The 25658-nt window shown below is 73.3% G+C and carries 30 protein-coding genes; 24 read left to right on the top strand and 6 right to left on the bottom strand.

Annotated features, from left to right (window positions below; translation table 11 throughout):
- Positions 1-131: 131 nt before the first annotated feature.
- The 5 genes from GCU60_RS14685 to GCU60_RS14670 form a co-directional block, all read right to left on the bottom strand.
- Entirely contained in the window at positions 132-899 is a 768-nt protein-coding gene (locus GCU60_RS14685) for a hypothetical protein (protein ID WP_163206496.1), read from the bottom strand.
- Positions 900-1111: 212 nt separating this feature from the next.
- Positions 1112-1870, bottom strand: a complete 759-nt coding sequence (locus GCU60_RS14680) for an ATP-binding cassette domain-containing protein (protein ID WP_163206494.1) — start codon at positions 1868-1870, stop codon at positions 1112-1114.
- Entirely contained in the window at positions 1867-2649 is a 783-nt protein-coding gene (cbiQ, locus tag GCU60_RS14675; RefSeq protein ID WP_163206492.1) for a cobalt ECF transporter T component CbiQ, read from the bottom strand. Before cbiQ ends, GCU60_RS14680 begins: the two co-directional genes overlap by 4 nt.
- Before the next feature lies 1 nt (position 2650).
- Complete coding sequence (locus GCU60_RS19925) at positions 2651-2959, bottom strand: PDGLE domain-containing protein (protein WP_204262061.1); 309 nt, start codon at positions 2957-2959, stop codon at positions 2651-2653.
- On the bottom strand, positions 2956-3657 hold the full coding sequence (locus tag GCU60_RS14670; RefSeq protein ID WP_345770607.1) for an energy-coupling factor ABC transporter permease: 702 nt from the start codon (positions 3655-3657) through the stop codon (positions 2956-2958). The genes GCU60_RS19925 and GCU60_RS14670 overlap by 4 nt, the downstream gene beginning before the upstream one ends.
- Positions 3658-3890: 233 nt before the next feature.
- On the opposite strand from GCU60_RS14670, the gene GCU60_RS14665 reads away from it, so the two are divergent.
- From GCU60_RS14665 to GCU60_RS14640, 6 genes are all read left to right on the top strand, one after another.
- Positions 3891-5222 (top strand): ammonium transporter, encoded by a 1332-nt coding sequence (locus GCU60_RS14665; RefSeq protein ID WP_163206490.1) that lies wholly within the window; start codon positions 3891-3893, stop codon positions 5220-5222.
- Positions 5219-5557 carry a P-II family nitrogen regulator gene (locus GCU60_RS14660; RefSeq protein ID WP_104530520.1) on the top strand — a complete coding sequence of 113 codons (339 nt, stop codon included), beginning with the start codon at positions 5219-5221 and terminating at the stop codon, positions 5555-5557. Before GCU60_RS14665 ends, GCU60_RS14660 begins: the two co-directional genes overlap by 4 nt.
- 102 nt (positions 5558-5659) lie before the next feature.
- Positions 5660-8020, top strand: a complete 2361-nt coding sequence (locus GCU60_RS14655) for a [protein-PII] uridylyltransferase (RefSeq protein ID WP_163206488.1) — start codon at positions 5660-5662, stop codon at positions 8018-8020.
- 82 nt (positions 8021-8102) lie between these two features.
- Positions 8103-8294, top strand: coding sequence for a hypothetical protein (locus GCU60_RS14650; RefSeq protein ID WP_163206486.1), 192 nt, complete (start codon positions 8103-8105; stop codon positions 8292-8294).
- 79 nt (positions 8295-8373) lie between these two features.
- The gene (gene ffh, locus GCU60_RS14645; protein WP_163206484.1) at positions 8374-9951 is read left to right on the top strand and encodes a signal recognition particle protein; all 1578 of its coding nucleotides are present in this window, start codon (positions 8374-8376) and stop codon (positions 9949-9951) included.
- Positions 9948-11033 carry an amidohydrolase family protein gene (locus GCU60_RS14640; protein ID WP_163206482.1) on the top strand — a complete coding sequence of 362 codons (1086 nt, stop codon included), beginning with the start codon at positions 9948-9950 and terminating at the stop codon, positions 11031-11033. Before ffh ends, GCU60_RS14640 begins: the two co-directional genes overlap by 4 nt.
- 25 nt (positions 11034-11058) lie before the next feature.
- Here GCU60_RS14640 and GCU60_RS14635 read toward each other — a convergent pair whose 3' ends face one another.
- Complete coding sequence (locus GCU60_RS14635; RefSeq protein ID WP_163206480.1) at positions 11059-12585, bottom strand: LCP family protein; 1527 nt, start codon at positions 12583-12585, stop codon at positions 11059-11061.
- A gap of 207 nt (positions 12586-12792) precedes the next feature.
- Between GCU60_RS14635 and GCU60_RS14630 the strand changes: the two genes are divergently transcribed.
- The 18 genes from GCU60_RS14630 (at position 12793) to GCU60_RS14545 (ending at position 25599) form a co-directional block, all read left to right on the top strand.
- On the top strand, positions 12793-12951 hold the full coding sequence (locus tag GCU60_RS14630; protein WP_163206343.1) for a hypothetical protein: 159 nt from the start codon (positions 12793-12795) through the stop codon (positions 12949-12951).
- Between the two features lie 56 nt (positions 12952-13007).
- Complete coding sequence (locus tag GCU60_RS14625) at positions 13008-14756, top strand: proline--tRNA ligase (RefSeq protein ID WP_163206478.1); 1749 nt, start codon at positions 13008-13010, stop codon at positions 14754-14756.
- Positions 14757-14760: 4 nt separating this feature from the next.
- Positions 14761-15117 carry a ribonuclease E inhibitor RraB gene (locus GCU60_RS14620; protein WP_163206476.1) on the top strand — a complete coding sequence of 119 codons (357 nt, stop codon included), beginning with the start codon at positions 14761-14763 and terminating at the stop codon, positions 15115-15117.
- Between the two features lie 164 nt (positions 15118-15281).
- Positions 15282-15803 carry a 30S ribosomal protein S16 gene (rpsP, locus tag GCU60_RS14615; RefSeq protein WP_163206474.1) on the top strand — a complete coding sequence of 174 codons (522 nt, stop codon included), beginning with the start codon at positions 15282-15284 and terminating at the stop codon, positions 15801-15803.
- A gap of 3 nt (positions 15804-15806) precedes the next feature.
- Positions 15807-16043 carry an RNA-binding protein gene (locus GCU60_RS14610; RefSeq protein ID WP_104529572.1) on the top strand — a complete coding sequence of 79 codons (237 nt, stop codon included), beginning with the start codon at positions 15807-15809 and terminating at the stop codon, positions 16041-16043.
- 11 nt (positions 16044-16054) lie between these two features.
- The gene (gene rimM / locus GCU60_RS14605) at positions 16055-16600 is read left to right on the top strand and encodes a ribosome maturation factor RimM (protein ID WP_163206472.1); all 546 of its coding nucleotides are present in this window, start codon (positions 16055-16057) and stop codon (positions 16598-16600) included.
- On the top strand, positions 16597-17334 hold the full coding sequence (gene trmD / locus GCU60_RS14600) for a tRNA (guanosine(37)-N1)-methyltransferase TrmD (protein WP_163206470.1): 738 nt from the start codon (positions 16597-16599) through the stop codon (positions 17332-17334). The genes rimM and trmD overlap by 4 nt, the downstream gene beginning before the upstream one ends.
- Entirely contained in the window at positions 17327-17827 is a 501-nt protein-coding gene (locus GCU60_RS14595) for an NUDIX domain-containing protein (RefSeq protein WP_163206468.1), read from the top strand. The genes trmD and GCU60_RS14595 overlap by 8 nt, the downstream gene beginning before the upstream one ends.
- Before the next feature lie 147 nt (positions 17828-17974).
- Positions 17975-18331, top strand: coding sequence for a 50S ribosomal protein L19 (gene rplS / locus GCU60_RS14590; protein WP_104529568.1), 357 nt, complete (start codon positions 17975-17977; stop codon positions 18329-18331).
- A gap of 81 nt (positions 18332-18412) precedes the next feature.
- The gene (lepB, locus tag GCU60_RS14585; protein WP_163206466.1) at positions 18413-19363 is read left to right on the top strand and encodes a signal peptidase I; all 951 of its coding nucleotides are present in this window, start codon (positions 18413-18415) and stop codon (positions 19361-19363) included.
- Positions 19364-19528: 165 nt separating this feature from the next.
- Positions 19529-20251 carry a LuxR C-terminal-related transcriptional regulator gene (locus GCU60_RS14580; protein ID WP_163206464.1) on the top strand — a complete coding sequence of 241 codons (723 nt, stop codon included), beginning with the start codon at positions 19529-19531 and terminating at the stop codon, positions 20249-20251.
- A gap of 85 nt (positions 20252-20336) precedes the next feature.
- Positions 20337-21107, top strand: a complete 771-nt coding sequence (locus GCU60_RS14575) for a ribonuclease HII (protein ID WP_163206462.1) — start codon at positions 20337-20339, stop codon at positions 21105-21107.
- Positions 21104-21424 (top strand): DUF2469 domain-containing protein, encoded by a 321-nt coding sequence (locus GCU60_RS14570; RefSeq protein WP_104529564.1) that lies wholly within the window; start codon positions 21104-21106, stop codon positions 21422-21424. The genes GCU60_RS14575 and GCU60_RS14570 overlap by 4 nt, the downstream gene beginning before the upstream one ends.
- A 3-nt stretch (positions 21425-21427) precedes the next feature.
- Positions 21428-22603 (top strand): hypothetical protein, encoded by a 1176-nt coding sequence (locus GCU60_RS14565; RefSeq protein ID WP_163206460.1) that lies wholly within the window; start codon positions 21428-21430, stop codon positions 22601-22603.
- 104 nt (positions 22604-22707) lie between these two features.
- Positions 22708-23010, top strand: a complete 303-nt coding sequence (locus tag GCU60_RS14560) for a hypothetical protein (protein ID WP_163206458.1) — start codon at positions 22708-22710, stop codon at positions 23008-23010.
- The gene (locus GCU60_RS14555) at positions 23007-24419 is read left to right on the top strand and encodes a WXG100 family type VII secretion target (protein ID WP_163206456.1); all 1413 of its coding nucleotides are present in this window, start codon (positions 23007-23009) and stop codon (positions 24417-24419) included. Before GCU60_RS14560 ends, GCU60_RS14555 begins: the two co-directional genes overlap by 4 nt.
- The gene (locus GCU60_RS14550) at positions 24389-25027 is read left to right on the top strand and encodes a hypothetical protein (protein ID WP_163206454.1); all 639 of its coding nucleotides are present in this window, start codon (positions 24389-24391) and stop codon (positions 25025-25027) included. The genes GCU60_RS14555 and GCU60_RS14550 overlap by 31 nt, the downstream gene beginning before the upstream one ends.
- Entirely contained in the window at positions 25012-25599 is a 588-nt protein-coding gene (locus GCU60_RS14545) for a hypothetical protein (protein WP_163206452.1), read from the top strand. Before GCU60_RS14550 ends, GCU60_RS14545 begins: the two co-directional genes overlap by 16 nt.
- Positions 25600-25658: the final 59 nt, after the last annotated feature.

Genomic DNA, 25658 nt, shown 5'->3' with positions numbered 1-25658 from the left:
TCGTCGGCTGACAGCCGCGGGAGCATCGCAGCGAGCGCCAGCGAGCGAGGAGCGGACCGCGGCGCGGAAGCCGACCAAGTGGGCATCGTCGGCTGACAGCCGCGGGAGCATCGCAGCGAGCGCCGCTGTGCTCAGCGGCAGACCGGCACGTCGAAGTCGGTGTTGTGCAGCGTCGGCTCGCCGGGCACGTCCCCGTTCATGAAGGAGTTGGCCGGCGACCAGCGCCCGGCCCACTCGCCGGAGTCGACGAGGTACCAGAAGCCGTCGGGCATCACGCTCGGGATGCTGGGCGCGTAGTAGCGGCAGCGCACCTGCACTGTGGTGTCCGGCGGGATCTTCTGGGCCTGCCCCTGCAGCGTCCGGGGGTCGGAGAAGGTGTTGGCGCCGAGGCTCCCGGTGGTCTCCGGGCGCAGCCGGCCGTCCCCGGTGCTCGGCAGGGCGGGGAGAGCCTCGGGCTCGTCCTCGCCCAGCAGCAGGAAGCCGGTCGTGGTCCCGGCCACGACGAGTGCCGCGGCGACCGCCAGCACCCACGGCCGCCGCCACCCGGGCCGTCCCGGCGCGGTGGCGGACTCCGGTACGGGCTCCGGTGCGGTCTGCGTCGCCGTCTCCGGTGCCGTCACCGCTGGGGTCGGGGTCGCGGCCGGCTGGGGGCCGCAGGTCTCGACCAGGCGTGGCGCCCCGGCGGCGTCGGGGTAGCCGGGGGAGTGCTGGAGCGCCCAGGCGTCGAGGTCGCGCACGGCGCCGGTCACGGCGTTGCGCGGGTACCGCCCGCGGCACCAGTTGTCCAGCGTCCGGGGGCTGACGAGGCTGCCCGAGACCTTCGACAGCTGGTCGCGGCCGCCATGGGCGTTCACGAGCCAGGTGATCTGGCGGACGAACGGATCCGTCGTGCTGGACATGCATCTCCCGTTGACCCCGAGCCCCCCGCGATGCGGCGCAAAGTACCGCAAAACCGGCCCGGGAACGGGACGGAAAGGCCCGGACGGCGGTACCTCTGGAGTGCCGCCCGTCCCTGACCACGGCGGGCCGGTCCGGTGGGTGACGGTGGGAGCACCGCGAGCCCCTGGGGGGCGGCAGCGCTACGGGGGTGCTGCCGCCCCGCCCGCCGGTCTCAGCCGGGCGGTGCGGTCGGCCGGGGTGAGAACCCGTAGGGCAGCTCCAGGCGGTGGGCGGCCAGCAGCGGCGCGTCGGCCAGCACCTCCGACGTGGGCCCGTCGGCGACGACGACGCCGCCGTCGAGGATCACCGACCGAGGGCACAGCTGGGCGGCGTAGGGCAGGTCGTGGGTGACCATCAGCAGCGTCACCGGCAGCTCGGCCAGCACCTCGGCGAGCTCGCGCCGCCCGGCCGGGTCGAGGTTCGACGACGGCTCGTCCAGCACGACGATCTCCGGCCGCATCGCCAGCACCGTGGCCACGGCCACGCGCCGGCGCTGGCCGAACGAGAGGTGGTGCGGCGCGCGGTCGATCGCGTCAGCCATGCGCACCTGGGCGAGGGCCTCGGCGACCCGGGCGGTCACCTCGTCCTCGGGCAGGCCGAGGTTGCGCGGCCCGAAGGCGACGTCCTCGCCGACGGTGGGCATGAACAGCTGGTCGTCGGGGTCCTGGAAGACGATGCCGACCCGGCGGCGGACCTCCTGCAGCGAGCGCTTCTCCACCGGCAGCCCGGCGACGGTCACCCGGCCGCGGCCGGCCCGCAGGATGCCGTTGAGGTGCAGCACCAGCGTCGTCTTCCCGGCCCCGTTCGGGCCGAGCAGCGCCACCCGCTCGCCCTGCTCGATCCGCAGGTCGACGCCGAAGAGCGCCTGGTGGCCGTCCGGATAGGCGAAGGCGAGGTCCTCCACGAGCAGGGACGGCGGTGGAACGCTCACCCCAGCAGCATCCCGGTCAGCAGCACGGCGGCTGCCGCCAGGGGGAGGCTGAGGGCCAGCGCCCACGAGCCGGGGGCGACCGGGGCGGCCGGGCTCCCGGGCAGGCTGCCGGTGTAGCCGCGGCTGACCATGGCCAGGTGCACCCGCTCACCGCGCTCGTAGGAGCGGACGAACAGCGCTCCGGCGGTTGCGCCGAGGACCCGCAGGCCGCGCAGGCCGCCGCCGGTGAAGCCGCGGGACTCCCGGGCCACCCGCATGCGGTGCAGCTCGCCGCCGACCACGTCGGCGTAGCGGATCATGAACATCAGGATCTGCACGAGCACCTGCGGCAGCCGTAGCCGCTCCAGCCCGCGCAGCAGGGCCCGCGGCTCCGTCGTCGCCGCCAGCACGGTCGCGGCAAGGATCGACAGCGTCGCCTTGGCCAGCAGCCCGCCGCCGGCGGCCAGCCCGCTCTGCGAGACCGACAGCCCGAGCACCTGGACCTCGGGCCCGCGGGCCACGAAGGGCAGCAGGACGGCGAAGGCCACGAAGGGCACCTCCACCACCAGGCCGCGCAGCAACCGGGCGGGACCGACCCCGGCCACGGCGGCCACGGTCAGCACGGCCAGCAGGTAGCCGGCGTAGGCGGCCGGCGCCCAGGGCGCCTGCACCGGCGTCAGCACGACGACGACGGCGAAGGCGAGCACCGCCACGAGCTTGGTGTGCGGCTCCAGCCGGTGGACGGCGGTGCCGCCCGGCAGGTAGCGGGCGGTCAGGGAGGCCCCGTGGCCCGCGCCCACCTCAGCCCTGGCCGGGGACGCCGCGTCGGCGGACCAGCCAGGTCACGCCGCCGGCGAGCCCGAGCGTGACCAGCACACCGACGATCCCGGCCGCGCCCGCGGAGAGCCGGTTCTCCTCGCCGTTCCACAGGTAGTCGGCCAGCGGCGAACCGGCGGCCGCGCTGTCCTCCGCGGTGTGCGCGAAGCCGGCCCGCTCCGCGGCCCATTCCAGGCCGTCGGGGGAGGAGCTGGCGTACCAGCTGACGACGCCGGCGACGACGAGGGCCACCGTGACGCCGACGATCCAGAGGGTGCGGCCGCGGCGGGTCATCGGGGAACCTCCACGGTGGCGGGGCGACGGTCCTCGAGCACGGCCGCGGAGCCGAGGCCGCGTGCGCCGTGGACCAGGTCGGGGCGGACGGCGAGCACCGCGCCGATGATCGTGACGGTGATCGCGGCCTCGCCGAGGCCGATGAGCAGGTGCACGCCGGTCATCGCCGATGCGACGGTGCCCAGCGGCAGGTCGACCGCGCCGCCGAGGGCGAACAGGCCGACGAAGGTGAGGGCGGCGGCGGGCACCGAGAGGAACGCGGCGACCCCGGCGGCGGTCAGCACACCGGTCCGGGTGCGGGGCAGGACGGCGGCCAGCCCACGGAAGACGCCGTAGCCGACGACGACGGCGAGCAGCGCCATGAGCGTGACGTTGGTGCCGAGCGCGGTCAGCCCGCCGTCGGCGAAGAGCACCGCCTGCACGAGCAGCACCGCGGTCATGCACAGCACCGCCGTCCAGGGCCCGACCAGCACCGCTGTCAGCACCGCGCCGATCAGGTGGCCGCTGGTCCCGGCGGCGACCGGGAAGTTGATCATCTGGCCGGCGAAGACGAAGGCGGCCGTGAGCCCGGCCAGCGGCGCGGTCAGGTCGTCCAGCTCGGTGCGGGCCTTGCGGAGGGCGAGGGCCACCGTGCCGGCGGCGAGCGCGCCGGTCGCCACGGAGGTCGGGACGTCGAGGAATCCATCGGGGACGTGCACGACGTCGACCTTATTGCACATCGTTTGCAACTGGCTCGTCGCGGCCCCGGACGGGTGCGACGGAGGCCACCGCGAGGGGCGGCGCAACACGACCGCAACGAACGGGCGGGACACGCGGTCGGGAGTTCACCGCACCGAAACGCGACGCCGTCGTCGTCGGAAACACGAGCCCGGCACGGTGAACGCCACTCGACACGGGTCACCTACGGCCCCGACACCTGGAGGAGGTTGCCGTGGTCAACACCGGCGACACCGCCTGGATCCTCGTCAGCGCCGCACTCGTGCTGCTGATGACTCCGGGCCTGGCACTGTTCTACGGCGGCATGGTCCGCGCGAAGAGCGTGCTGAACATGATGATGATGAGCTTCGGCGCGCTGGCGCTCATCAGCGTGCTGTGGGTCCTCTACGGCTACTCGATCGCCTTCGGCGACGACCTCGGCGCGGGCCTGCTCGGCGACCCGACCCAGTACTTCGGCCTCAAGGGGCTGATGGAGGACACCACCAGCGAAGAGGGCGGGCTGCCGGTCATGGCGTTCGTCGGCTTCCAGGCCGTCTTCGCCATCATCACCGTGGCGCTGATCTCCGGTGCCATCGCCGACCGCGCCAAGTTCGGCGCGTGGATGGTCTTCGCCGGCGTCTGGGCGACGGTCGTCTACTTCCCGGTCGCGCACTGGGTCTTCGACTTCAGCCTCGACGAGCACGTCGGCGGCTGGATCGCCAACAACCTCGCGGCGATCGACTTCGCCGGCGGCACCGCGGTGCACATCAACGCCGGTGCGGCCGGCCTGGCGCTGGCACTGGTGCTGGGCAAGCGGCGCGGCTTCGGCCGCGAGGCGATGCGCCCGCACAACCTGCCGCTGGTGATGATCGGCGCGGGCCTGCTGTGGTTCGGCTGGTTCGGCTTCAACGCCGGCTCGGCGCTGGCCGCCAACAACACCGCCTCCGTCGCGTGGGTCAACACCCTGGTGGCCACCGCCGCGGCGACCCTCGGCTGGCTGCTGGTGGAGAAGATCCGCGACGGCCACTCGACGTCGCTGGGTGCCGCCTCCGGTGTGGTCGCCGGTCTGGTCGCCATCACCCCGGCCTGCTCCGCGGTCTCGCCCGTCGGCGCGATCATCGTCGGCGCGATCGCCGGTGCGCTGTGCGCCCTGGCCGTGGGCCTGAAGTACAAGCTGGGCTACGACGACTCGCTCGACGTCGTCGGCGTCCACCTCGTCGGTGGCCTCTGGGGCACCATCGCCATCGGCTTCCTGGCCGACCCGGATGCCCCGGCCGGCGTGGAGAGCCTCTTCTTCGGCGGCAGCGTCGACCAGCTGTGGCGGCAGGTCGTCGGGGCGGTGGCGGTGCTCGCCTTCTCGTTCATCCTTACGCTGGTCATCGGCTTCGTCATCCAGAAGACCATGGGCTTCCGGATCACGGAGGAGGACGAGATCACCGGTATCGACAACGTCGTGCACGCGGAGTCGGGCTACGACTTCGCCTCGCTCGGCAGCAGCGGCTCCACCGCCCCACTGGCCGGCCAGGCTCGCGCCGAGGCCCGCAACACCGAGAGGACGCTGGCATGAAGCTGGTCACCGCGATCGTCAAGCCGTTCAAGCTCGACGACGTCAAGAACGCCCTGGAGCTGATCGGCATCGCCGGGCTCACCGTCAGCGAGGTGCAGGGCTTCGGCCGGCAGCGCGGGCACACCGAGGTCTACCGCGGTGCGGAGTACCAGGTGGACTTCGTGCCCAAGGTCCGCATCGAGGTGGTCGTCAGCGAGCTCGACGCCGCCCGCGTGGTGGACGCCGTGGTCGAGGCCGCCTCCACCGGCCAGATCGGCGACGGGAAGGTGTGGGTGACGACGATCGACGAGATCGTCCGCGTCCGCACCGGTGAGCGCGGCGACGACGCGGTCTGAGCCGCGGCGTCGGCAGTAGCTGACGGCGCCGGCCGGGGGAGCGACATCGCTCTCCCGGCCGGCGTCCGCTGTTTCCACGGTCGATCACTTCCAGGGGGAGTCGTGCTGGACACCCAGGCGCTGCCGCGGCTGAGCCGCGCCGAGCGGGTCGCCGCCCTCGACGGGTGGCTGGCGGGGCTGCTCGCCGATGCCGTCGGGGGCACCCCGCCGGCGCAGGCGCGCCGGGGGAGCCCGCCACCCCGCACGGGGACCGACGGGCTGGCCCTGGTGGCGGTCGGCAGCCTCGGCCGCCGGGAGCTGCCCCCGCACGGCGACCTCGACCTCGTGCTGGTCCACGACGGCCGACCCGAGATCGCCGCCATCGCCGACGCGCTCTGGTACCCGGTGTGGGACGCCGGCGTGCGGCTGGACCACTCGGTGCGGTCCGTCGCCGAGGCCGTCGCCGTCGCCTCGACCGATCCCAAGGCCGGGCTCGGGCTGCTCGACGCCCGGCTGGTCGCCGGGGACGCCGAGCTGGCCGGGCGGCTGCGCGCCGCCACCCTGGCCAGCTGGCGGCAGCACGCCTCCCGGCTGCTGCCGCAACTGCGCGACCTCCGCCGGGAGCGCGGCCGGCAGCTCGGGGAGCTGGCCTTCCTGCTGGAACCGGACCTCAAGGAGGCCTACGGCGGGTTGCGCGAGGGTCAGGTGCTGCGCGCGGTCGCCGCCGCCCAGCTGGCCGACGAGCCCAGCGCCGAGGCCGAGCAGGCCTACGCCTTCCTCCTCGACGTGCGCGACGAGCTGCGCAGCCGCTCCGGCCGGGCCGCCGACGTGCTGGTGCGCCAGGAGCAGCGGCCGGTCGCCGACGCGCTCGGCCTCGCCGACGAGGACACGCTGCTGCGCGAGGTCAGCCTCGCCGGTCGCCGGCTGGCGTTCGTCGCCGACGAGACGTGGCGCCGGGTCGAGTCGGCGCTGGTCCGCCGTCCCCGGGGCCGGTACCGCCGGGTGCGTCGCGAGCCGCTGGCCGAGGGCGTCGTCCGGCAGGGCGACGAGGTGGTGCTCGCCCGGGACGCGCGCCCCGCGGCCGACCCCGGCCTGGCGCTGCGGGCCGCCGCGGCCGCCGCCCGCGCGGACCTCCTCCTCTCGCCGTACACCCTCAAGGTGCTGGCGGTGCACAGCCCGCCGATGCCCGAGCCGTGGCCGCCGGAGGCGCGCTGGTCCTTCCTCCGGGTGCTGGCCAGCGGGCGCGCGGCGGTGCGTGTGCTGGAGCAGCTGGACCAGGAGGGCCTGCTGTCCCGGCTGCTGCCGGAGTGGGACCGCGTGCGGTCGCTCCCGCAGCGCCACCCCTGGCACCGGTTCACCGTCGACCGGCACCTCGTGGAGGCCGCGGCCGCGGCCAGCGAGCTGACCCGCGACGTCGACCGGCCCGATCTGCTGCTCATGTCGGCGCTGCTGCACGACATCGGCAAGGGCTATCCGGGCGACCACAGCGTGGTGGGGGAGCCGGTGGCGGCCGAGATCGCGACCCGCATGGGCTTCGCGCCGGACGACGTCGCCACGCTGGCGACCCTGGTGCGCCACCACCTGCTGCTGCCGGCCACCGCCACCCGGCGCGACATCGACGACCCGGCGACCATCGAGCGGGTCGCCGACACCATCGGCCGGGACGCCTCGGTGCTGCAGCTGCTGCACGCGCTCGCCCAGGCCGACGGCGCGGCCACGAGCGCGTCGGCCTGGTCGCCGTGGAAGGCCCACCTGGTGGCGGCCCTGGTCGCCCGGGTGCAGGGCGAGCTGGGCGGGACGCCGTCGGCGGTGCCCGCGCCGGTGCTGCACCCGACCAGCGCCCAGGTGAGCGCGCAGCTGCCCGCGGCCGGCGACGCCGGCGGCGCGGTGACCGTCGGCATCGCCGACGTCCCCGACGGCCAGCAGGTGACCGTGCGGGCCCCCGACCGCCCCGGGCTGCTGAGCACCTGCGCCGGTGTGCTGGCGCTCAACCAGCTGGACGTGCGCGCGGCCAAGATGACGGTGGCCGACGGCTACGGCACCGGCGTCTTCTCCGTCCGCCCCCGCTTCGGCCGGGCGCCGGTGCCGGAGATCCTCGCCGACGGCGTCCGGGCCGCGCTGGAGGGCACGTTGCCGCTGGCCGAGCGGCTGCGGCAACGGGAGGCGGACTACCGGCAGGACGGCCGTGCTGCGCCGCCGCGGATCTCCTGGCACAACGGGGAGGTCAGCGGGGACGCGACCGGGATCGTCGAGGTGCGCGCCGGCGACCGCGCGGGCCTGCTCTACCGGCTCACCGCGGCGATCGCGGGCGAGGGGCTGGACGTGACCGGCGCCCGCATCGAGACACTGGGCGGGGATGCCGTCGACTGCTTCTACGTCTGCAACCCCTCGGGCTCGCCGGTGGACCCGGGGCAGCGCGAGCGGGTGGACGCGGCGCTGATCACCGCCACCCGGAGCGGGGGAGGGGCCGACACGCCGCCCTGATGTCCTCGGTTCTGTCACAGGGGCGTGCGACGGTCGAAGGCGGTCGGGACGGACCGGTCCCATCTGTCGAGAGGAGCCCGTCGTGGACAGCCGCCAGTGGGCCTGCCCCACCTGCGAGGAGGAGCGGGACTTCGTGCAGCCGCCCTGCATCGACGGCCACAGCGGCGACGGCGGCGAGTGCCCCGAGTGGATCTGCGCCGACTGCGGCACCGCGGTCGTCACCGGCGACGCGGCGGTCCTGCCGGTCGTCGTCGCCGCCGCCCGCGCGGCCTGAACGCCCTCGCCGCTCCCTCGATACGCTGGGAGCAGGTGGCGCGGCGAGCCCGCGCCCGTGAGCTCTGTGAGGACGTGCTGTGTTCGAGACCCTTTCCGACCGCCTCGACAAGGTCTTCACCGGCCTGCGGGGCAAGGGTCGGCTCTCCGACGCCGACATCGACGCGACGGCGCGCGAGATCCGCATCGCCCTGCTCGAGGCCGACGTCGCGCTGCCGGTGGTCCGGGCCTTCATCGACGCGGTCAAGGAGCGCGCCCGCGGGGCCGACGTCTCCCAGGCGCTGAACCCCGCGCAGCAGGTCGTCAAGATCGTCAACGAGGAGCTCATCAAGATCCTCGGTGGCGAGACCCGGCGCGTCCGGCTGGCCAAGCAGTCGCCCACCGTCATCATGCTGGCCGGCCTCCAGGGTGCCGGTAAGACGACGCTCGCCGGCAAGCTCGGCCGCTGGCTCAAGGAGCAGGGGCACACCCCGCTGCTGGTCGCCGCGGACCTGCAGCGCCCCAACGCGGTCAACCAGCTGTCGATCGTCGCCGGCCAGGCCGGCGTCGACGTCTACGCACCCGAGCCGGGCAACGGCGTCGGCAACCCGGTGCAGGTCGCCCGCGACTCGATCGACCACGCCCGCCGCACCATGCACGACGTCGTCGTCGTCGACACCGCCGGCCGGCTCGGCATCGACGCCGAGCTGATGCAGCAGGCGGCCGACATCCGCGACGTCGTCCAGCCCGACGAGACGCTGTTCGTCGTCGACGCGATGATCGGCCAGGACGCCGTCACCACGGCGCAGGCGTTCCAGGAGGGCGTCGGCTTCTCCGGCGTCGTCCTCACCAAGCTCGACGGCGACGCCCGCGGTGGTGCGGCGCTCTCGGTCCGCCACGTGACCGGGCAGCCGATCATGTTCGCCTCGACCGGCGAGAAGCTCACCGACTTCGACGTCTTCCACCCCGAGCGGATGGCCTCGCGCATCCTCGGGATGGGCGACGTGCTCACGCTCATCGAGCAGGCCGAGAAGACCTTCGACGCCGAGCAGGCCGAGCGCATGGCCGGCAAGCTCGCCTCGCGCGAGGGTTTCACCCTCGAGGACTTCCTCGAGCAGATGGTCGCGATCCGCAAGATGGGCCCGATCGCGAACCTGCTGGGCATGCTGCCGGGCGCCGGGCAGATGAAGGAGCAGCTCAAGCAGGTCGACGACCGCGAGCTGGACCGGGTGACCGCGATCATCCGGTCGATGACGCCGGAGGAGCGGGTCAACTCCAAGATCATCAATGCCTCGCGGCGGGTGCGCATCGCCAACGGTTCGGGCATGACGGTCACCGACGTGAACGCGCTGCTGGAGCGGTTCGCCCAGGCGCAGAAGATGATGAGCCAGATGGCCGGCAGCATGGGCCTGCCCGGCATGGGCCCCATGTCGAAGAAGCAGCGCGGCCGGCAGCAGCAGGCCCAGGCCGCGCGCGGCAAGGGCAAGAAGGGCAAGGGGAAGGCCAAGGGCGGCCCCGCCCGCCGTCCCGTGGGTGCGCCGGGCCTGCCGCCGGGCGCCGGTTTCCCGGGGGGCGCCAACCCCTTCGGCGGCGGCATGCCCGGTCTCCCGCCGGGTCAGGGGCTGCCCGACCTGAGCAAGCTGAACTTCGACCAGTTCAAGGACCAGCAGGGCAAGTGAGCGGACCCGCGCTCCACCTCGCCGGTGTGGTGCTCCCGGAGGGGGAGCACCGCGACGTCTGGGTGCGCGACGGCCGGTTCACCTTCGAGCCGGTGCCGGGCGCGGAGACGGTCAGCCGCGGTGGCTGGCTGATCCCCGGGCTGGTGGACGCGCACTGCCACGTCGGCATCCTGCGCGGGGGCGGGCACGCCGAGGACCTCGCGGAGGCCCGTGCCCAGGCGCTCACCGAGCGGGACGCCGGCGTGCTGGCGCTGCGCGACTGCGGGTCGCCGGTGGACACCCGGTCGCTGGACGACGACCCGGAGCTGCCCACGATCATCCGGGCCGGCCGGCACATCGCCCGCACCCGCCGCTACATCCCCGGCCTCGGCATCGAGATCGAGCCCGAGGACCTGGTGGAGCAGACCCGGGTGCAGGCCCGTCGGGGCGACGGCTGGGTGAAGCTGGTGGGGGACTGGATCGACCGCGCGGTCGGTGACCTGGCCCCCGAGTGGCCGGCCGACGTCGTCGCCGCCGCGATCGCCGCCGCCCACGAGGAGGGCGCCCGGGTCACCGCGCACACCTTCGGCACCGACGCGCTGCCGGCGCTGATCGAGGCCGGCATCGACTGCATCGAGCACGGCACCGGGCTGACCGAGGAGCTCATCGGCGAGATGGCCCGCCGCGGCACCGCCGTCGTCCCCACGCTGGTCAACGTGGAGAACTTCCCGGGCTTCGCCGACGCCGGGGAGAAGAAGTTCCCCACCTATGCCAGCACGATGCGGCGGCTGTACGCGAACTCCGGGGCGGTCGTGCGGGCCGCCTACGAGGCGGGCGTGCCGGTGTTCGCCGGCACCGACGCCGGAGGCGGCATCGACCACGGCGTGATCGCCGACGAGGTCCGCGCGCTCTGCCAGGCCGGCATCCCGGCCGAGGCGGCGCTGGCGGCGGGCTCGTGGAAGGCGCGGGAGTGGCTGGGCCTGCGCGGCATCGAGGAAGGGGCGACGGCCGACGTCGTCGTCTACGAGACCGACCCGCGGGCCGACCTCGACTCGCTACAGCGACCGCAACGAACGATCCTGCGCGGCCGCGTCGTCGCCTGACCCCGGTCGGGCGGACCGCCGGCGGTCAGAAGATGCAGCCGGTGTCCGCGGCGGTGCGGGGCTGGTCCTCGGCCGCCGGCGCCTCCGGGGCCTGGGCGTCGGTCGCCTGGCCGATGCCGTTGAAGTCCGAGCCGAGCACGAGCTGGACGGTGCCCGGCTCTGCGTCGCCGCCCACCGTGACGACCGCGCCGGGGACGACGGCGGCGAGCGCGGCGGCCAGCGCCTCGTCACCCTCGGCGTGCCGGATCTCGGTCCGCGTGTAGTTCGAGGTGTCGGCGTTGCCGGCCGAGGCCACCGAGAAGCCGCCGGCCTCCAGCTCGCCCTGAGCCTTGGCAGCGAGCCCGCTGGTGCCCGAGCCGTTGAACACGGCGACGGTCACCTCGGACGGGTCGGCGGGCGCCGGCGGGGCGGCGGCCTCCGGTGCCTCCTCGGGCTCGGCCGAGAGGTCGGCGAAGAAGGAGCGGACGGTGTCGGCGTCCTCGAGCCGGACGATCGACATGCTGCCCTCCTTGTCCGGGCCGAGGTTGGGCACGGTCTGGAAGTCGATGCTGCCGGCGGTCACCGACTGCATCTGCTCGGCCAGCTGGAGCAGGTTGAGGTTCTTGTCCACGGTCAGCGACTCCGCGGCCGCCTCCACCAGCTCCCGCTGCTTGCCGAGGTCGAGCAGCACGTCGTTGGACAGCATCTGGCGGAGCACGCCGGCGATGAACACCTGCTGGCGGACGATGCGGTCCAGGTCCCCGCGGGGGAGCCCGTGCCGCTGGCGGACGAACTTCAGGGCGTCGGCACCGCTGATGACCTGCTGGCCGGCCGGGAACACCGCGCCGGACCAGCGGGAGTCGTCGACGGGCTCGCACAGGTTGACCTCGACGCCGCCGACGACGGAGGTGAGGTTGAAGAAGCCGAGCAGGTCCACCTCGGCGTAGTGGTCGATCTCCAGCCCGGAGAGCCGGCTGATGGTCTGCACGAGGAGCTGCGCCCCGGCCGCCTGCTTCTGGTTGTCCGACGCGCCGTCGTCGACCCCGGCGTAGCCGTAGGCGTAGGCGGCGTTGAGCTTGTCCTTCCCGTGGCCGGGGATCTCCACGTAGGAGTCGCGGGGGAAGGAGACGAACGACGCCCGGGACCCGTCGGCGGGCACGTGCACCAGGATCATCGTGTCGGTGTTGGTGCCGGAGTCGGTGCCGGCCTGCAGCTCGGCCAGCTGCTCCTCGGTGAGCGAGCTGCGGCTGTCGCTGCCGACCAGCAGCAGGTTCATCGCCTCGCCTGCGCCCTCGTTCCCCTCGGCGGGGATTGCGTCGGTGCGGTTGACGGTCGCGTCGGCGACCTGGCCCAGGTACCAGCCCCAGCCGGAGCCGGCGAGCAGCGCCGCCGACAGCACGCCCGCGACCACCCGGCCGGCGACGACGCCGCGGCGGCTGCGACGTGCGGGGGCGGCGGCCGCGGCCGGCTTCGCCCCGGCGCGGGACCGCGGCGGCAGTCCGGCCCGCGGATCGAGGCGCGGGGGCAGCGGGCGGCCGCCGGGGTCGTCCGGCTGGTGGCGGTCCCGGCTCACGGGCACCTCGCTTCCGGGATCGGCCCCGCGCCGGGGGTTCGTCGGTGGTCGGCTCCGCGACGAGCTGTCGTCGCATCTCGGCCGTCGTTCGATGGTAGCCAGGCCGCGCCGCCTCCCGGGCCCTTCGACACGGGGGCTCGGGGGTCGGCTCCCGCCAAGGGTGCCAACCGGCGTTCGCGCTGGTTGACTCCTCGCATGGTCGAGCCAGTGCCTGAGCCGGAGCCGTTGATCGATCCGAACGCGGACGCGCCCGACGACCCGGGCGAGCTCATGCCGGATACGCCGGACACCCTGCCGCCGGCGCCGATCGAGGCGACCCCCGACGACCCCGGTGGCGACCCGGGCGGCGTGCCCGAACCCGCCTGAGCACCGGGGCCTGGGCCGTCCGAAACCGGCTGGCCCTGGCCTGGGAGACTTCACCCGTGCTGTTGCGGATGTCCTCCCTGTTCCTGCGGACCCTTCGGGACGACCCGGCCGACGCCGAGGTCGCCAGTCACCGCCTCCTGGCACGTGCCGGCTACATCCGGCGGGCCGCTCCCGGCGGGTTCACCTGGCTGCCGCTGGGCTTCCGCGTGTTCCGCAACGTCGAACGGATCATCCGCGAGGAGATGGACGCGATGGGCGCGCAGGAGGTGCACTTCCCCTCGCTGCTGCCCAAGGAGCCCTACGAGGCCACCGGCCGCTGGACCGAGTACGGCGACAACCTGTTCCGCCTCAAGGACCGTCGCGGCGTCGACCACCTGCTCGGCCCCACGCACGAGGAGATGTTCACGCTCCTGGTGAAGGACCTGTACTCGTCGTACAAGGACCTGCCGCTGTCGCTGTACCAGATCCAGACCAAGTTCCGGGACGAGGCGCGTCCCCGGGCCGGGCTGCTGCGCGGCCGCGAGTTCACGATGAAGGACAGCTACTCCTTCGACGTCGACGACGCCGGCCTGGACAAGAGCTACGCCGCGCACCGCGACGCCTACATCAAGATCTTCGACCGGCTGGGCCTGGAGTACGCCATCGTCTCGGCGATGTCCGGCGCCATGGGCGGCTCCAGGAGCGAGGAGTTCCTGCACCCGACGGCGATCGGTGAGGACACCTTCGTGCGCTCGCCCGGCGGCTACGCGGCCAACGTCGAGGCGGTCGCCACCGTCGTCCCCGACGCGATCCCGCTCCAGGGCCTGCCCGAGGCGCACGTCGAGGACACCCCCGACACCCCGACCATCGAATCGCTGGTCGCCGTCGCCCAGCAGCTGTTCCCCGACGCCGGCTACACCGCCGAGTCGACGCTGAAGAACGTCGTCGTCACCCTGGTGCACCCCGACGGCACCCGGGAGCCGCTGGTCATCGGCCTGCCCGGCAACCGCGAGGTCGACGCCAAGCGCCTCGAGGCCCAGGTCGCCCCGGCCGAGGTCGAGCCGTTCACCGAGTTCGACAAGCACCCCGCGCTGGTCAAGGGCTACATCGGCCCGCAGGTGCTGGGCAGCGAGAGCGAGTCGGGCATCCGCTACCTGGTGGACCCGCGGGTCGTCAGCGGCAGCCGCTGGATCACCGGCGCCAACGCCCCGGGCAAGCACGTCTTCGACCTGGTGGCCGGCCGCGACTTCACCTGGGACGGCGTCATCGAGGCCGCCGAGGTGCTCGCCGGCGATCCCGCGCCCGACGCCTCCGGCCCGCTGGAGCTCGCCCGCGGCGTGGAGATGGGCCACATCTTCCAGCTCGGCCGCAAGTACGCCGAGGCGCTGGACCTCAAGGTGCTCGACGAGAACGGCAAGCTCGTCACCGTCACCATGGGCTCCTATGGCATCGGCGTCTCCCGCGCGGTCGCGGCGATCGCCGAGTCCACGCACGACGAGCTGGGCCTGATCTGGCCCCGCGAGGTCGCCCCGGCCGACGTGCACATCGTCGCCACCGGCAAGGACGCCGCGATCTTCGAGGCCGCCGAGTCGCTGGCGGCCGAGCTCGTGGGGCAGGGCCTCACCGTGCTCTACGACGACCGGCCGAAGGTCTCGCCCGGCGTGAAGTTCAAGGACGCCGAGCTGCTCGGCATGCCCACGATCGTCACGGTCGGCCGCGGCCTGGTCGACGGCGTGCTGGAGCTGCGCGACCGGAGGACCGGCGAGCGCGAGGAGATACCGGTCGGCGACGCCGCCGCCCGCGTGCTGGCCGCCGTCCGGGGCTGAGGACGTGCCCCGGGACGTCGAGGAGCAGGTGGCGCTCGGCGTCCAGCTGGTCGAGCAGCGCCTGGGCCTGGGTGACCGGGTGCACCAGCTGCGGCCGATCGACCACCTCGCCGGGTTCCGCACGCGGAAGGCCGCCGAGGCGGCGGGGGAGGAGCTCGTCGCTGCCGGCTACCGGATCGACGGGCTGTACCGCCGGTTCCTCACCGTGTGGCTGGAGTTCAGCGCCATGACCGCCGTCGACTCCGCCATGGCCGCTGCCTTCACGCGCGAGGTGGTCGGCATCGTGGACCGGCACGGCGGCACCTACGACGGCTGGGGCGGCTTCCTGGTCGGCGACGACGAGGCGGCGCCCGACGCCTGAGAGGGCCCGTCGGTGGCTGCGCCCCGTCTGGCACAATGGCTGGTCGAACACGTCGGGTGCGGCCCTCTCACCATGCCCGCGCGTGTCCATCGCTCCGCCCCGGCGTAACCCCACACGTCGCCCGGCGAGCAACCACACAGCTTTCGAGGAGAACACCACACACCGTGGCCACCAAGATCAAGCTCATGCGCCTGGGCAAGATGCGCGCGCCGTACTACCGCATCGTCGTCGCCGACGCCCGCACCAAGCGTGACGGCCGCTCGATCGAGACGATCGGCAAGTACCACCCCAAGGAGGACCCCTCCTACATCGAGGTCGACTCCGAGCGGGCGCAGTACTGGCTGGGTGTCGGCGCGCAGCCGACCGAGGCCGTCGCCGCCATCTTCCGCGTGACCGGCGACTGGCAGAAGTTCAAGGGTGAGGCCGCGCCGCCGCCCATGCGCGTCGCCGAGCCCAAGCCGGACAAGAAGGCCCTCTACGAGGCCGCCGTCCGCGCCGGCATGGACGAGCCGACCACCGAGGCCACCACGGCCAAGAAGAAGGCCGCCCCGAAGAAGGCCGCCGCCGAGGCGCCCGCGGAGGCCCCGGCCGACGCTCCGGCCGCCGACGCCGCGTCCGAGGCTCCGGCCGCCGACGCCGCGCCCGAGGCTCCGGCCGCGGACGCCGCTGAGAAGCCGGCCGAGTAAGACGTGCTCGAAGAAGCGCTCGAGCACCTGGTCAGGGGCATCGTCGACAACCCCGACGACGTCACCGTCGACCTGCTCACCAACCGTCGCGGCAAGACCCTCGAGATCCGGGTGCACCCCGACGACCTCGGCAAGGTCATCGGCCGCGGCGGGCGCACCGCCAAGGCGCTGCGCCAGGTGATGACCGGCGTCGGCGGACGCGGCCTCCGGGTCGACGTCGTCGACACCGACGGGCGCTGAGCCCGAGCTCTTTGAACGCACAGCACGAACCCACCGGCACCGTGGTGGTCGGCCGCATCGGCCGACCCCACGGTGTCCGTGGTCTGGCCACCGTCGAGGTGCGCACCGACGACCCCGACCAGCGCTTCGCCCCCGGCTCGGTGCTGCTCACCGACCCGGCCGAGCGCGGGCCGCTCACCGTCGTCGACAAGCGGTGGCACAGCGGCACCCTCCTGCTGCAGCTGGCCGGCCCGTCCGGCGAGGCCTACGAGCTCCGCGAGACCGTCGACGAGCTGCGCAACACCCTCCTGCTCGTCCCGATCGCGGACCTGCCGGAGATCGAGGAGCCCGACTCCTTCTACGACCACCAGCTGGTCGGCCTCACCGCCCGCCTGCCCGACGAGTCGGTCATCGGCGAGGTCACCGCCGTCCGGCACGAGGCGCAGGACCTGCTCGTCGTCCGCCGTGCCGAGGGTGGGGAGGCGCTGATCCCGTTCGTCTCCGCCATCGTCCCGACGGTCGACGTCGCCGGTGGCTTCCTGGTCGTGGACCCGCCCGAGGGGCTGCTCGACCTGTGAGCTTCCGGATCGACGTCGTCACGATCTTCCCGGAGTACCTGGCGCCGCTGCGCCAGTCGCTGCTGGGCAAGGCCATCGAGCGCGGCCTGGTCAGCGTCGGCGTCCACGACCTGCGGCAGTGGACCGACGACGTGCACCGCACGGTCGACGACGCCCCCTACGGCGGCGGTCCCGGCATGGTCATGAAGCCCGAGCCGTGGGGCCAGGCGCTCGACGCCGTCCGCCCGCCCGGCACGCGGCTGGTCGTGCCCACACCGGCCGGCCGCCCGTTCACCCACGCCATGGCGGTGGAGTGGGCCGCGGAGCCCGGGCTGGTCTTCGCCTGCGGCCGGTACGAGGGCATCGACCAGCGGGTCGCGGACTGGGCGGCCGAGGCCGGACCGGTCTCGGAGGTGTCGATCGGTGACTACGTGCTCGCCGGCGGGGAGTCCGCGGTGCTGGTCATGACCGAGGCCGTCACCCGGCTCATCCCCGGCGTCCTGGGCAACCGCGAATCGGCGGAGTTCGACTCGCACGCCGACGGCCTGCTCGAGGGCCCGTCCTACACCCGTCCGGTCAGCTGGCGCGGCCACGAGGTGCCCCCGGTGCTGCTCTCGGGCAACCACGCCGCCATCGACCGCTGGCGGCGCTCGGAGTCGCTCCGCCGCACCGCGACCCGGCGGCCCGACCTGCTCGCCGCCCTGCCCGAGGACGCGCTCACCGACGCCGACCGGGCGGTCCTCTCCGGTGACTGAGCGGCCGGTCCAGCGGACGACGGCGCGCGTCGTCGTCCTCGACCCGGCCGGTCGCGTGGTGCTGCTCGGCGCCCGGCTGCCCGATCCGTCGGTCCCGCCGGGAGAGGTGCTGTTCTGGTACACGCCCGGCGGGGGAGTGGAGGACGGCGAGACGCTGCGCGCAGCCGCCGTCCGCGAGCTCGCCGAGGAGATCGGACTGGTCGTGGAGCCCGCCGCCCTGGAGGGGCCGGTCTGGCTGCGCCGGCACGTCGGACCCTTCGGCGACCAGGTCTACGACACCCGCGAGACGTTCTTCGTGCTGCGCGACGTCGTGCACGAGGTCGTCCCCGGCGCGCTCACCGAGCTGGAGGTCCTCGCCGACGAGCCGCACCGCTGGTGGTCGGCCGAGGAGATCGCGGCGAGCGCCGAGGGCTTCGTGCCCGCGGACCTGCCGGCGCTGCTGGCGGAGCTGCAGAGCGGCCCGTGGACAGGGCCGCCGCGCATCGTCGGCTGAGGATGTGGCACAGTAGAGAGTCGCTGCTGGCCGACGGTCCCGCCGTCGCCGCGCTCCGCACCGGAGCCGCAGCACCCCGGAACGGACAGCCGGGGCATTCCGCTGTCCGCACCGAGATCGACCACCTGAGACCTGAGGACTGCCGAGATGAACACCCTGGACGCACTCGACGCCGACTCGTTGCGTGACGACATCCCCTCGTTCCGCCCGGGTGACACCGTCAAGGTGCACGTCCGCGTCGTCGAGGGCAACCGCTCCCGCATCCAGGTCTTCCAGGGCGTCGTCATCCGCCGCCAGGGCGGCGGCATCCGCGAGACCTTCACCGTGCGCAAGGTGAGCTTCGGCGTCGGCGTGGAGCGCACCTTCCCGGTGCACACCCCGGTCGTCGAGAAGATCGAGGTCCTCACCCGCGGTGACGTGCGGCGCGCCAAGCTGTACTACCTGCGCGAGCTGCGCGGCAAGGCCGCCAAGATCAAGGAGAAGCGCGAGCCGGTCGCTCGCTGACCTCCCTGCGCGGACACGCGTGACAGCCGGTGCGGACCGGCTGGAACTCGGCGGGTCCCCCGCGCCGTACGCTGGCTCTCGATGAGCAGCGACCGGCCCGGGGGGCCCGCCGACGTCGTTCCGGAGGAACCGGGCGAGCCCGACCCGCAGCGATCGGGTGAGACCGATGCAGCGCCGGCCGCCGGGCGCGGGCGTCGACGCAACCGCGAGGACAAGAAGAAGGGCTCGTTGCTGCGCGAGCTCCCGATCCTGTTGCTGATCGCCTTCGTCCTCGCGCTCGTGGTCAAGACCTTCTTCGTGCAGGCCTTCTTCATCCCGTCCGGGTCGATGGAGCAGACGCTGCACGGCTGCACCGGCTGCACCGGTGACCGGGTACTGGTGAACAAGGTGCCCTACTGGTTCGGCGAGCCGGAACCCGGCGACATCGTCGTCTTCGAGGGGCCCGAGACCTGGACGCCGGAGATCAGCGTCGAGGAGCCTTCCAACTGGTTCACCGGCGCCCTGCTCTGGATCGGCCGCACGCTGGGCGTGGCGCCCCCGAGCGAGGACGACTTCGTCAAGCGGGTCATCGCCACCGAGGGCCAGACGGTGCAGTGCTGCGACGTCGAGGGCCGGGTCACGGTGGACGGCGAGCCGCTGGACGAGCCCTACATCCACGAGAACACCCCGATCGAGCAGCGCGCCTTCGGGCCGGTCACCGTTCCCGAGGGGCGCCTGTGGGTCATGGGCGACCACCGGTCGGCTTCGGGGGACTCGCGCATCCACATGGGTGACGAGTACTCCGGCACGATCGGCGTCGACGACGTCATCGGCAAGGCCTCGCTCATCGTGTGGCCGATCGACCGGTTCGGTGTCCTCGACGATCCCGACATCCAGGGAATGGCGGCCGACGGCGTGCCCGCCGCTCCGGTCGGTGGCCCGGTGTCCCCGGTCGGTGCGGTCGCCGTCCTGCCCTACGCCGTCGGTCTGGCCGGTGCGGTTCCGCTGGCCGCCTGGCGACGGCGCCGTCGCGCCCGCCGCGGGAGCGACTGACCGACGCATTTTCGCTTTCGCTTTCGTGGTGCGCCTGTGACTCGCGGAACGCTCAATCAGGTGTCGCTCTGACGGCACAAGAAATTGCCGAAAAGCATTCAAGCAACCGTTTCACCCTTCCGATGGAGACATTGCACGTTCCCGGAGAGTGAAACGGAGTTCATTGTGTCTGCACCTGTGGCGAGCACCGCCCGCGGGGTCACCCGCGTGCTCCTCCTCGCCGACGCGCCCGTCCTGCGTCGGGGGCTGGTCAGCATGATCAACGAGACCGCCGGCATGCAGTCCGTCGGCAGCCCCGGTGAGCTGCGGCGCGCCCTCACGCTGGCCGAGTCCGCCCGCCCCGACGCCGTCGTGGTGGAGCTGGGCCCGGGCCGCGCGGCGACCCTCAACGCCTGCCGCGACCTGCGGCGCCGCTTCCCGCGCGTCGCGATCATCGCGCTGGCCACCTCGGAGGACCCGGCCGTGGTCAACGAGGCCCTGGCCGCCGGCATCCGCGGCTACCTGATGATCAACACCTCGCCGACGCTGCTGGGCTGGGCCATCCTGGCCGCCCGCGCCGGCCGGACCGTCGTCGACCCGCAGATCCGCCGGGTCGAGCCCTCCGACGTCCCGGCCGCGAAGCCGTTCACCCCCGAGGTGCCGCTGACCCGGCGCGAGCAGGACGTCCTGGACGAGCTGCTGCAGGGCCAGTCCAACCGCCAGATCGGCCGCAACCTCTTCATCAGCGAGGACACCGTCAAGAGCCACGTCAAGGCCATCCTGCGCAAGCTGGGTGCCCGCGACCGGGCGCACGCGGTCTCCCTGGTGCTGTCCAACCGTGGCCCGGGCTGCACCTGCGGCGCGCATGCCCTCTCCGCGTCCGCCCCTGAGGCGACCGTCGACATCTGAGTTCCCCTCCTCCGGCACCTCGGGCCGGCCCCCTCGCCGGGGGCCGGCCCGAGGTGCGTCCGGGTCGTCGTACTGTCGTGCCGCGATGGCAACTCGTCCCACCCACACCCGGTCGGCACCGGTCCGGCGCGTGCCGGCCGTCGACCGGCCCGACGCGCTCTGGGACATGGAGCGCACGCTGCGTCGGCGCGGGTTCGAGTCGATAGCCGGCGCCGACGAGGCCGGGCGCGGCGCCTGCGCCGGGCCCTTGGTGGCCGCCGCCTGCATCCTCCCGGCGGGCAAGCGTGGGCGCGTGCCCGGCCTGGCCGACTCCAAGCTGCTGAGCGCCGCCACCCGCGAGCGGGTCTACGACGAGATCGTGGCCCGTGCGGTGTCCTGGTCGGTCGTCGTGCTGCCGGTGGCCGACCTCGACGCCCGCGGCATGCACGTCACCAACATCGAGGCGCTGCGTCGCGCCGTCTCCACGCTCGATCCCGGGGCGGACTACGTGCTGACCGACGGCTTCCCCGTGCCGGGGCTCGCACGACCGGGGCTGGCGGTGTGGAAGGGCGACCGGGTCGCCGCCTGCGTCGCCGCGGCCTCCGTGCTGGCCAAGGTGACCCGGGACCGGATCATGCTGGACCTGCACGAGCGCTGGCCGGAGTACGACTTCGCCGGCCACAAGGGCTACATCACCGACGTCCACACCGCGGCGCTGGAACGGCACGGGCCGTGCCCCGAACACCGGATGCGGTTCGTCAACGTGCGCAACGCCCGCGACTTGTACACAGCCCGGGTGACCGGTTCGGCCGGCATGGTCGATGATGGGGGCATGCGCCCTGAGTCCCGAGCCCTGACGAGCACCGAGGACCGATGAGCACCGAGGACCTCGAGAAGTACGAGACCGAGATGGAGCTGCAGCTCTATCGCGAGTACCGGGACATCGTCCGGCAGTTCACCTACGTGGTGGAGACCGAGCGCCGGTTCTACCTCGCCAACTCCGTCGACCTGCAGGTGCGGGAGGCCGGGGGCGAGATCTACTTCGAGCTGAAGCTCTCCGACGCCTGGGTGTGGGACATGTACCGCCCGGCCCGGTTCGTCCGGAACGTGCGGGTGCTGACGTTCAAGGACGTCAACGTGGAGGAGCTCGACAAGCCCGACCTCGAACTGCCCGAAGGCCCCCGGCTGCCGTAGCCGATGGAGTCCCGCCCGCCTGGTCTCGTCGTCGAGCATTCGGACTCCTGGGCCTACTTCCCTCCGGACTGGGAGCAGCAGGGTTCGTGGCGCGAGGCCACTCGTCACCTCCGCCATCCGTTCACGTCCCGCGCGCGTACCAAGAGCTTCACCAGGTGGTGGGCGCCGGTGCTGGAGAACGCCGTCGCCACCGGCTGCGTCGGCGTCTTTCTCCACGCCGGCTTCCGGGGACTGCTCGAGCAGCCGGATCTGGTCGTCCGCCTCGTCCGGCACGAGCACGATCCAGCTGTGCCCGCGGCACAGGCGATCGACGAGGTGCTGCGCAACGCCCTTCGGCCGGACGACCCCCGGCTGGCTCCTCCCGTGATCGAGCCGGTGCCGGGCTCCGACGTCGGGGCAGTGCGCGTGCGTCAGCGGGTGGGTGGCAGGCGTTGGGCGAAGGTCCAGGAACACGTCCGGTGGCTCGTGCCCGTGGCCGGGGTGGTGTGGGAACTCTCCACCTCGTCCACCGGCCGCGTCGAAGACATGGAGCGGCGGCTGCCGAAGATCGATGCGCTGGTGAACGGCATGCGCGATCCCATGCGGAACGCCGACGTCCCCTTCGTCGTCCTCCGCCCGGAGATGACCGCGGCCGGGGGACTGCTCGTCCGGGACATCCCGCACAGCTCCCTCACCATCGACCGCGAGGGCGGCGAGGTCATCTGGGAGGACGACGCCGTCCGGCAGCGCCGCGTCGAGTTGCCGCTGGGAACCGGTCCCGGAGAGGTGGCAGGGCTGCTCCGTGCCAGTTATCCGCCGGTGAAGGCCGGACATCCACGGATCCCCGATGTGTTCCGGCTGATGCTGGTCGACGACAGCGGGCGGGTGGTCGCCCGCAGTGCTGCGTGGGCGGCCGCCTACATGGACAAGATGTGGCCGGTGGAGCTGCTCGAGACCAGTGGCCTGCCCGTGCAGACACGACGGTTCAGCAACACCCGGCTCCTCAACAAGGCACATCCCGGAGCGGCGCCGTTGTGGGTCTTCAGCGGGGGCCTCTGGCTGCTCATGCTCTGGGCGTTGCTCGGTGCGGTGGTGGTCCTCGCTGTCGGAGGGCTTCTCGCCGGCAATCCCATCTGGTCGGACTGGTCGGGGTTCCTCGGCCCCCTCTGGCCGGACTGGTCGGACTTCTTCGGCCGGTGATTGCGGCGCCCGACCGGGTTGTCCACAGGTGCCCGTGAGCGCGCCACCTCCTCTCCGCCGGAACGGTTACGTTCCGCGGCGTCTGATGAGGAGGTGGTACGGGCGTGGCGGACATCGAGGTCGATCTCCCACTGCTCCGGGAGACCGCGGGTGGTCTCGGGATGCTCATGCACGAGTTCCAGCGGTCGGCGGACATCGTCGCGGACGCGGAACCGGCGATCGGCCGGAACGCGCTCCTCGACGAAATGCGTGAGTTCGTCGACGAGTGGACGTGCAACCGCGAGAAGCTTCTGGCGTCGCTGCAGGCCGTCTACGAGGCGGCGACGCAGAGCCACGACGCCTACGTGCAGGTCGACAACGAGCTGGCGCACGCGATCCAGACCGCGACCGAGAGCTGCTCGCCGTGACCGCCACCCCGGTGGCGCCGGCCTCGTTCGAGCCGCTCGACTCCCGCAACGGCGTGCCGGGCGATCCCGAGGAGCTCGCCACCCTGTCCCGCCGCTACGCCGACACGGCGGCGGAGATCGAGGCGCAGGCGGCCAATCTGGCGCAGCTGACCTCCCGCTCCCAGGAGGCGTGGAAGAGCCAGGCGGGCGACAACTTCGTCGAGGTCGCGGGTGACCTCGCCCAGCGCATCGGCCGGGCCCGGGCCCGGTACGACGCCGCCGCAGACGCCTTGGCGTTCTTCGCCACCGCTCTGGAGGGCGTGCAGATCGAGGCGTACGACGCGGTCCGCCGGGCGCAGGCGGCCGCGGACTCGCAGCGGGCCCTGCGCACCACCGCGCCGACGCCGTTGGGTGCCGCGGCTACGCCCGAGCAGCTCCTCGCCGCCGGCGACGAGCGGCGGGCGCACGAGCGGGCGGTCACGTCGGCCTCGGAGGCACTGGCCGCCGCCCGCCGGGACTACCAGGACGCGGTCGAGTCCTATGGCCGGGCCGCCCGTACCGCGGCGGAGGTCCTGAGCGCGGGGCGCAGTGGGGACGAGCTGGCCGACGACTGGTGGGACGTGAACGCCGGCTGGATCGACGCGCTCCTCGACGTCGTCTCCGCCGTCGCGCTCGCGTTGGTGATCGTCGCCGTCATCGTCGCCGTCGTCCTCGGCCCCGGCATCGCACTGGTCGGGATCCTCCTGGCCACGAGCAGCGGCCTGAGCCTCGTGTCGGCGGCGGTGCGCTACGACATGTGGGCCAGTGGCAACGGCTCCTTCGAGGACGTCCTCTGGGACCTGGCGGGCGCGATGACGTTCGGTCTGGGCAAGGGCGTCGCGGTGGGCGCCCGGGGGATGCTCGAGGTGACGGAGAGCGTCGGAGGACGCGTCGGAGCGGCCCGCGCGGGCCGGCAGGCGTTCGCCGATGCCAGCCGCGCGCCGCTGCTGTTCCACCTCGGCCGGCTGCCCGGCGTCCGTCCGCTGCTCGAGCTGTCGCCGGGTCTGCAGGCGACGTTCAGGGCGGCGGACGAGGCGGGAGATGTTGCCCGGGACAGTGTGAAGGCGGCGGCGGGCTCGTCCGGCACCGGCCTCACTCGCGCGGTCTCGTTCGGGGATCACGACATCGCGGACGCTGTGTCGGCGATCCACCGGATCCGTCAGGTCGGCGGCGCTGGTGCGCAGCTCAGCGCGCTGACCCTCCTCGCCGACACGATGGTCGTCGGAGCGGTGACGGTCCCCAATGTGGCGATCAACGGCCGGGCCGGCTGGGGACTCCAGGACAGCGCCCTTCCGAACGCGTGGACGGCGGCGGACGAGGCCGCGGCGTACGAGGCGGAGCGGGACCTCATCGTGCAGCGGTGGTCCATGCCGCTGGGGCGAGCGTCGTGACCGCGGCCGCCCGTGCCGTCAGCGACTTCAGGATCCTGCTGCCACCGGGATGGGCGCGCGTGCCCCTGGACGGGCGAGCGCCGCTCCGGATCAAGAACCTCGTCACCGAGCGGGTCCGCGACCTGCCCGCGCCGCGGCGGGCCGAGCTGCGGCCGTGGCTGGCCCGGGAGCTCACCGCCGCTGTGGCAGCGGCGGCGCGGCACGGCGGGATCGACGTCCTGCTCAGCGTCGACCCGGTCGCCGGCCGGCCGGTTCCGGCGTCCGGACTGATCACGCACGTGCGGGGACGTGGCGACGGCACGCTCGAGTCGCTGCTCCGCACGCTGGGATCCGGCGGTGAGGGCGTCCGCGTCCGCGAGCTGGGCGTGGTCGAGGTCGCGGGAGCCCGTGCCGTCCGCCGACTCACGTCGCGGCAGGAGAAGGTGCCCGACGAGGACGGCGGGCCCGGCGCCGTGCTGACCGTGACCCAGGTCGACTTCTTCGTGCCCGTGCCGGGATCCGACGGGCTGCTGCTGCTCACCTTCTCGACGCCGGTCGAGCAGCTCGGGCCACCCCTGGTGAAGCTCTTCGACGTGATGGGCGGGAGCCTGCGATGGGTGTCGAGCTGACCGGCGGGCCGCCGGACATCGTCGTGGACTTCTCGGCGGCATGGGCCCGGGTGCTCCCGGACGACGACCTCGCGGACTGGGCTCGATCAGCGGCCGAGCAGGCCTGGGCACTCTCCGGGGCGCGGCCCTCCGCGCTCGACGAGGAGCGGCTGGCAGCCGAGTTCACGATCCTGGCGAGAGTGGCGTTCCAGAGCCCCTGCTTCGGTGCCTTCGTCTTCTGCCCCGCCCCGTCCCAGGGCGTTCGGGCCTGTGTCCGCCTGATCGGGCTGCGCTACCCGCCGGGGACCGAGGGCGGGACCATCGTCGACGAGTTCCTGCTCCCGGCCGAGCGGCAGCTGCTGGAACCGCAGGTCGAGCAGTCGACCGACGCCGGGCTGCGACGGATCCGCATCCGACAGCGCGCCTGGTCGGCCGACACCGGCCGGGTCTCCGACCACGTCGCCTACGTCTTCCCGGGCGACGACGGGGCGTGGGCGTTGACCACGTCGCTGCCAGATCCGCGCGAGGCCGAGCTGCTGCTCGCCGACCTGGACGAACTGGCGGCAGGAGTGCAGCTCTACCCTGGCGGGTGACCGGTATCCCGGCGGCCCTCCACAGGGATACCGGCCGTCCACAGATGCCGGTGAAGCCT

This window comes from Blastococcus saxobsidens (assembly GCF_010682065.1).
In the GTDB taxonomy this organism is placed as follows: Bacteria; Actinomycetota; Actinomycetes; order Mycobacteriales; family Geodermatophilaceae; genus Blastococcus; species Blastococcus saxobsidens_B.
The sequence above is the reverse complement of the archived record's forward strand: the minus strand, read 5'-3'. Positions and strand labels throughout refer to the sequence as shown.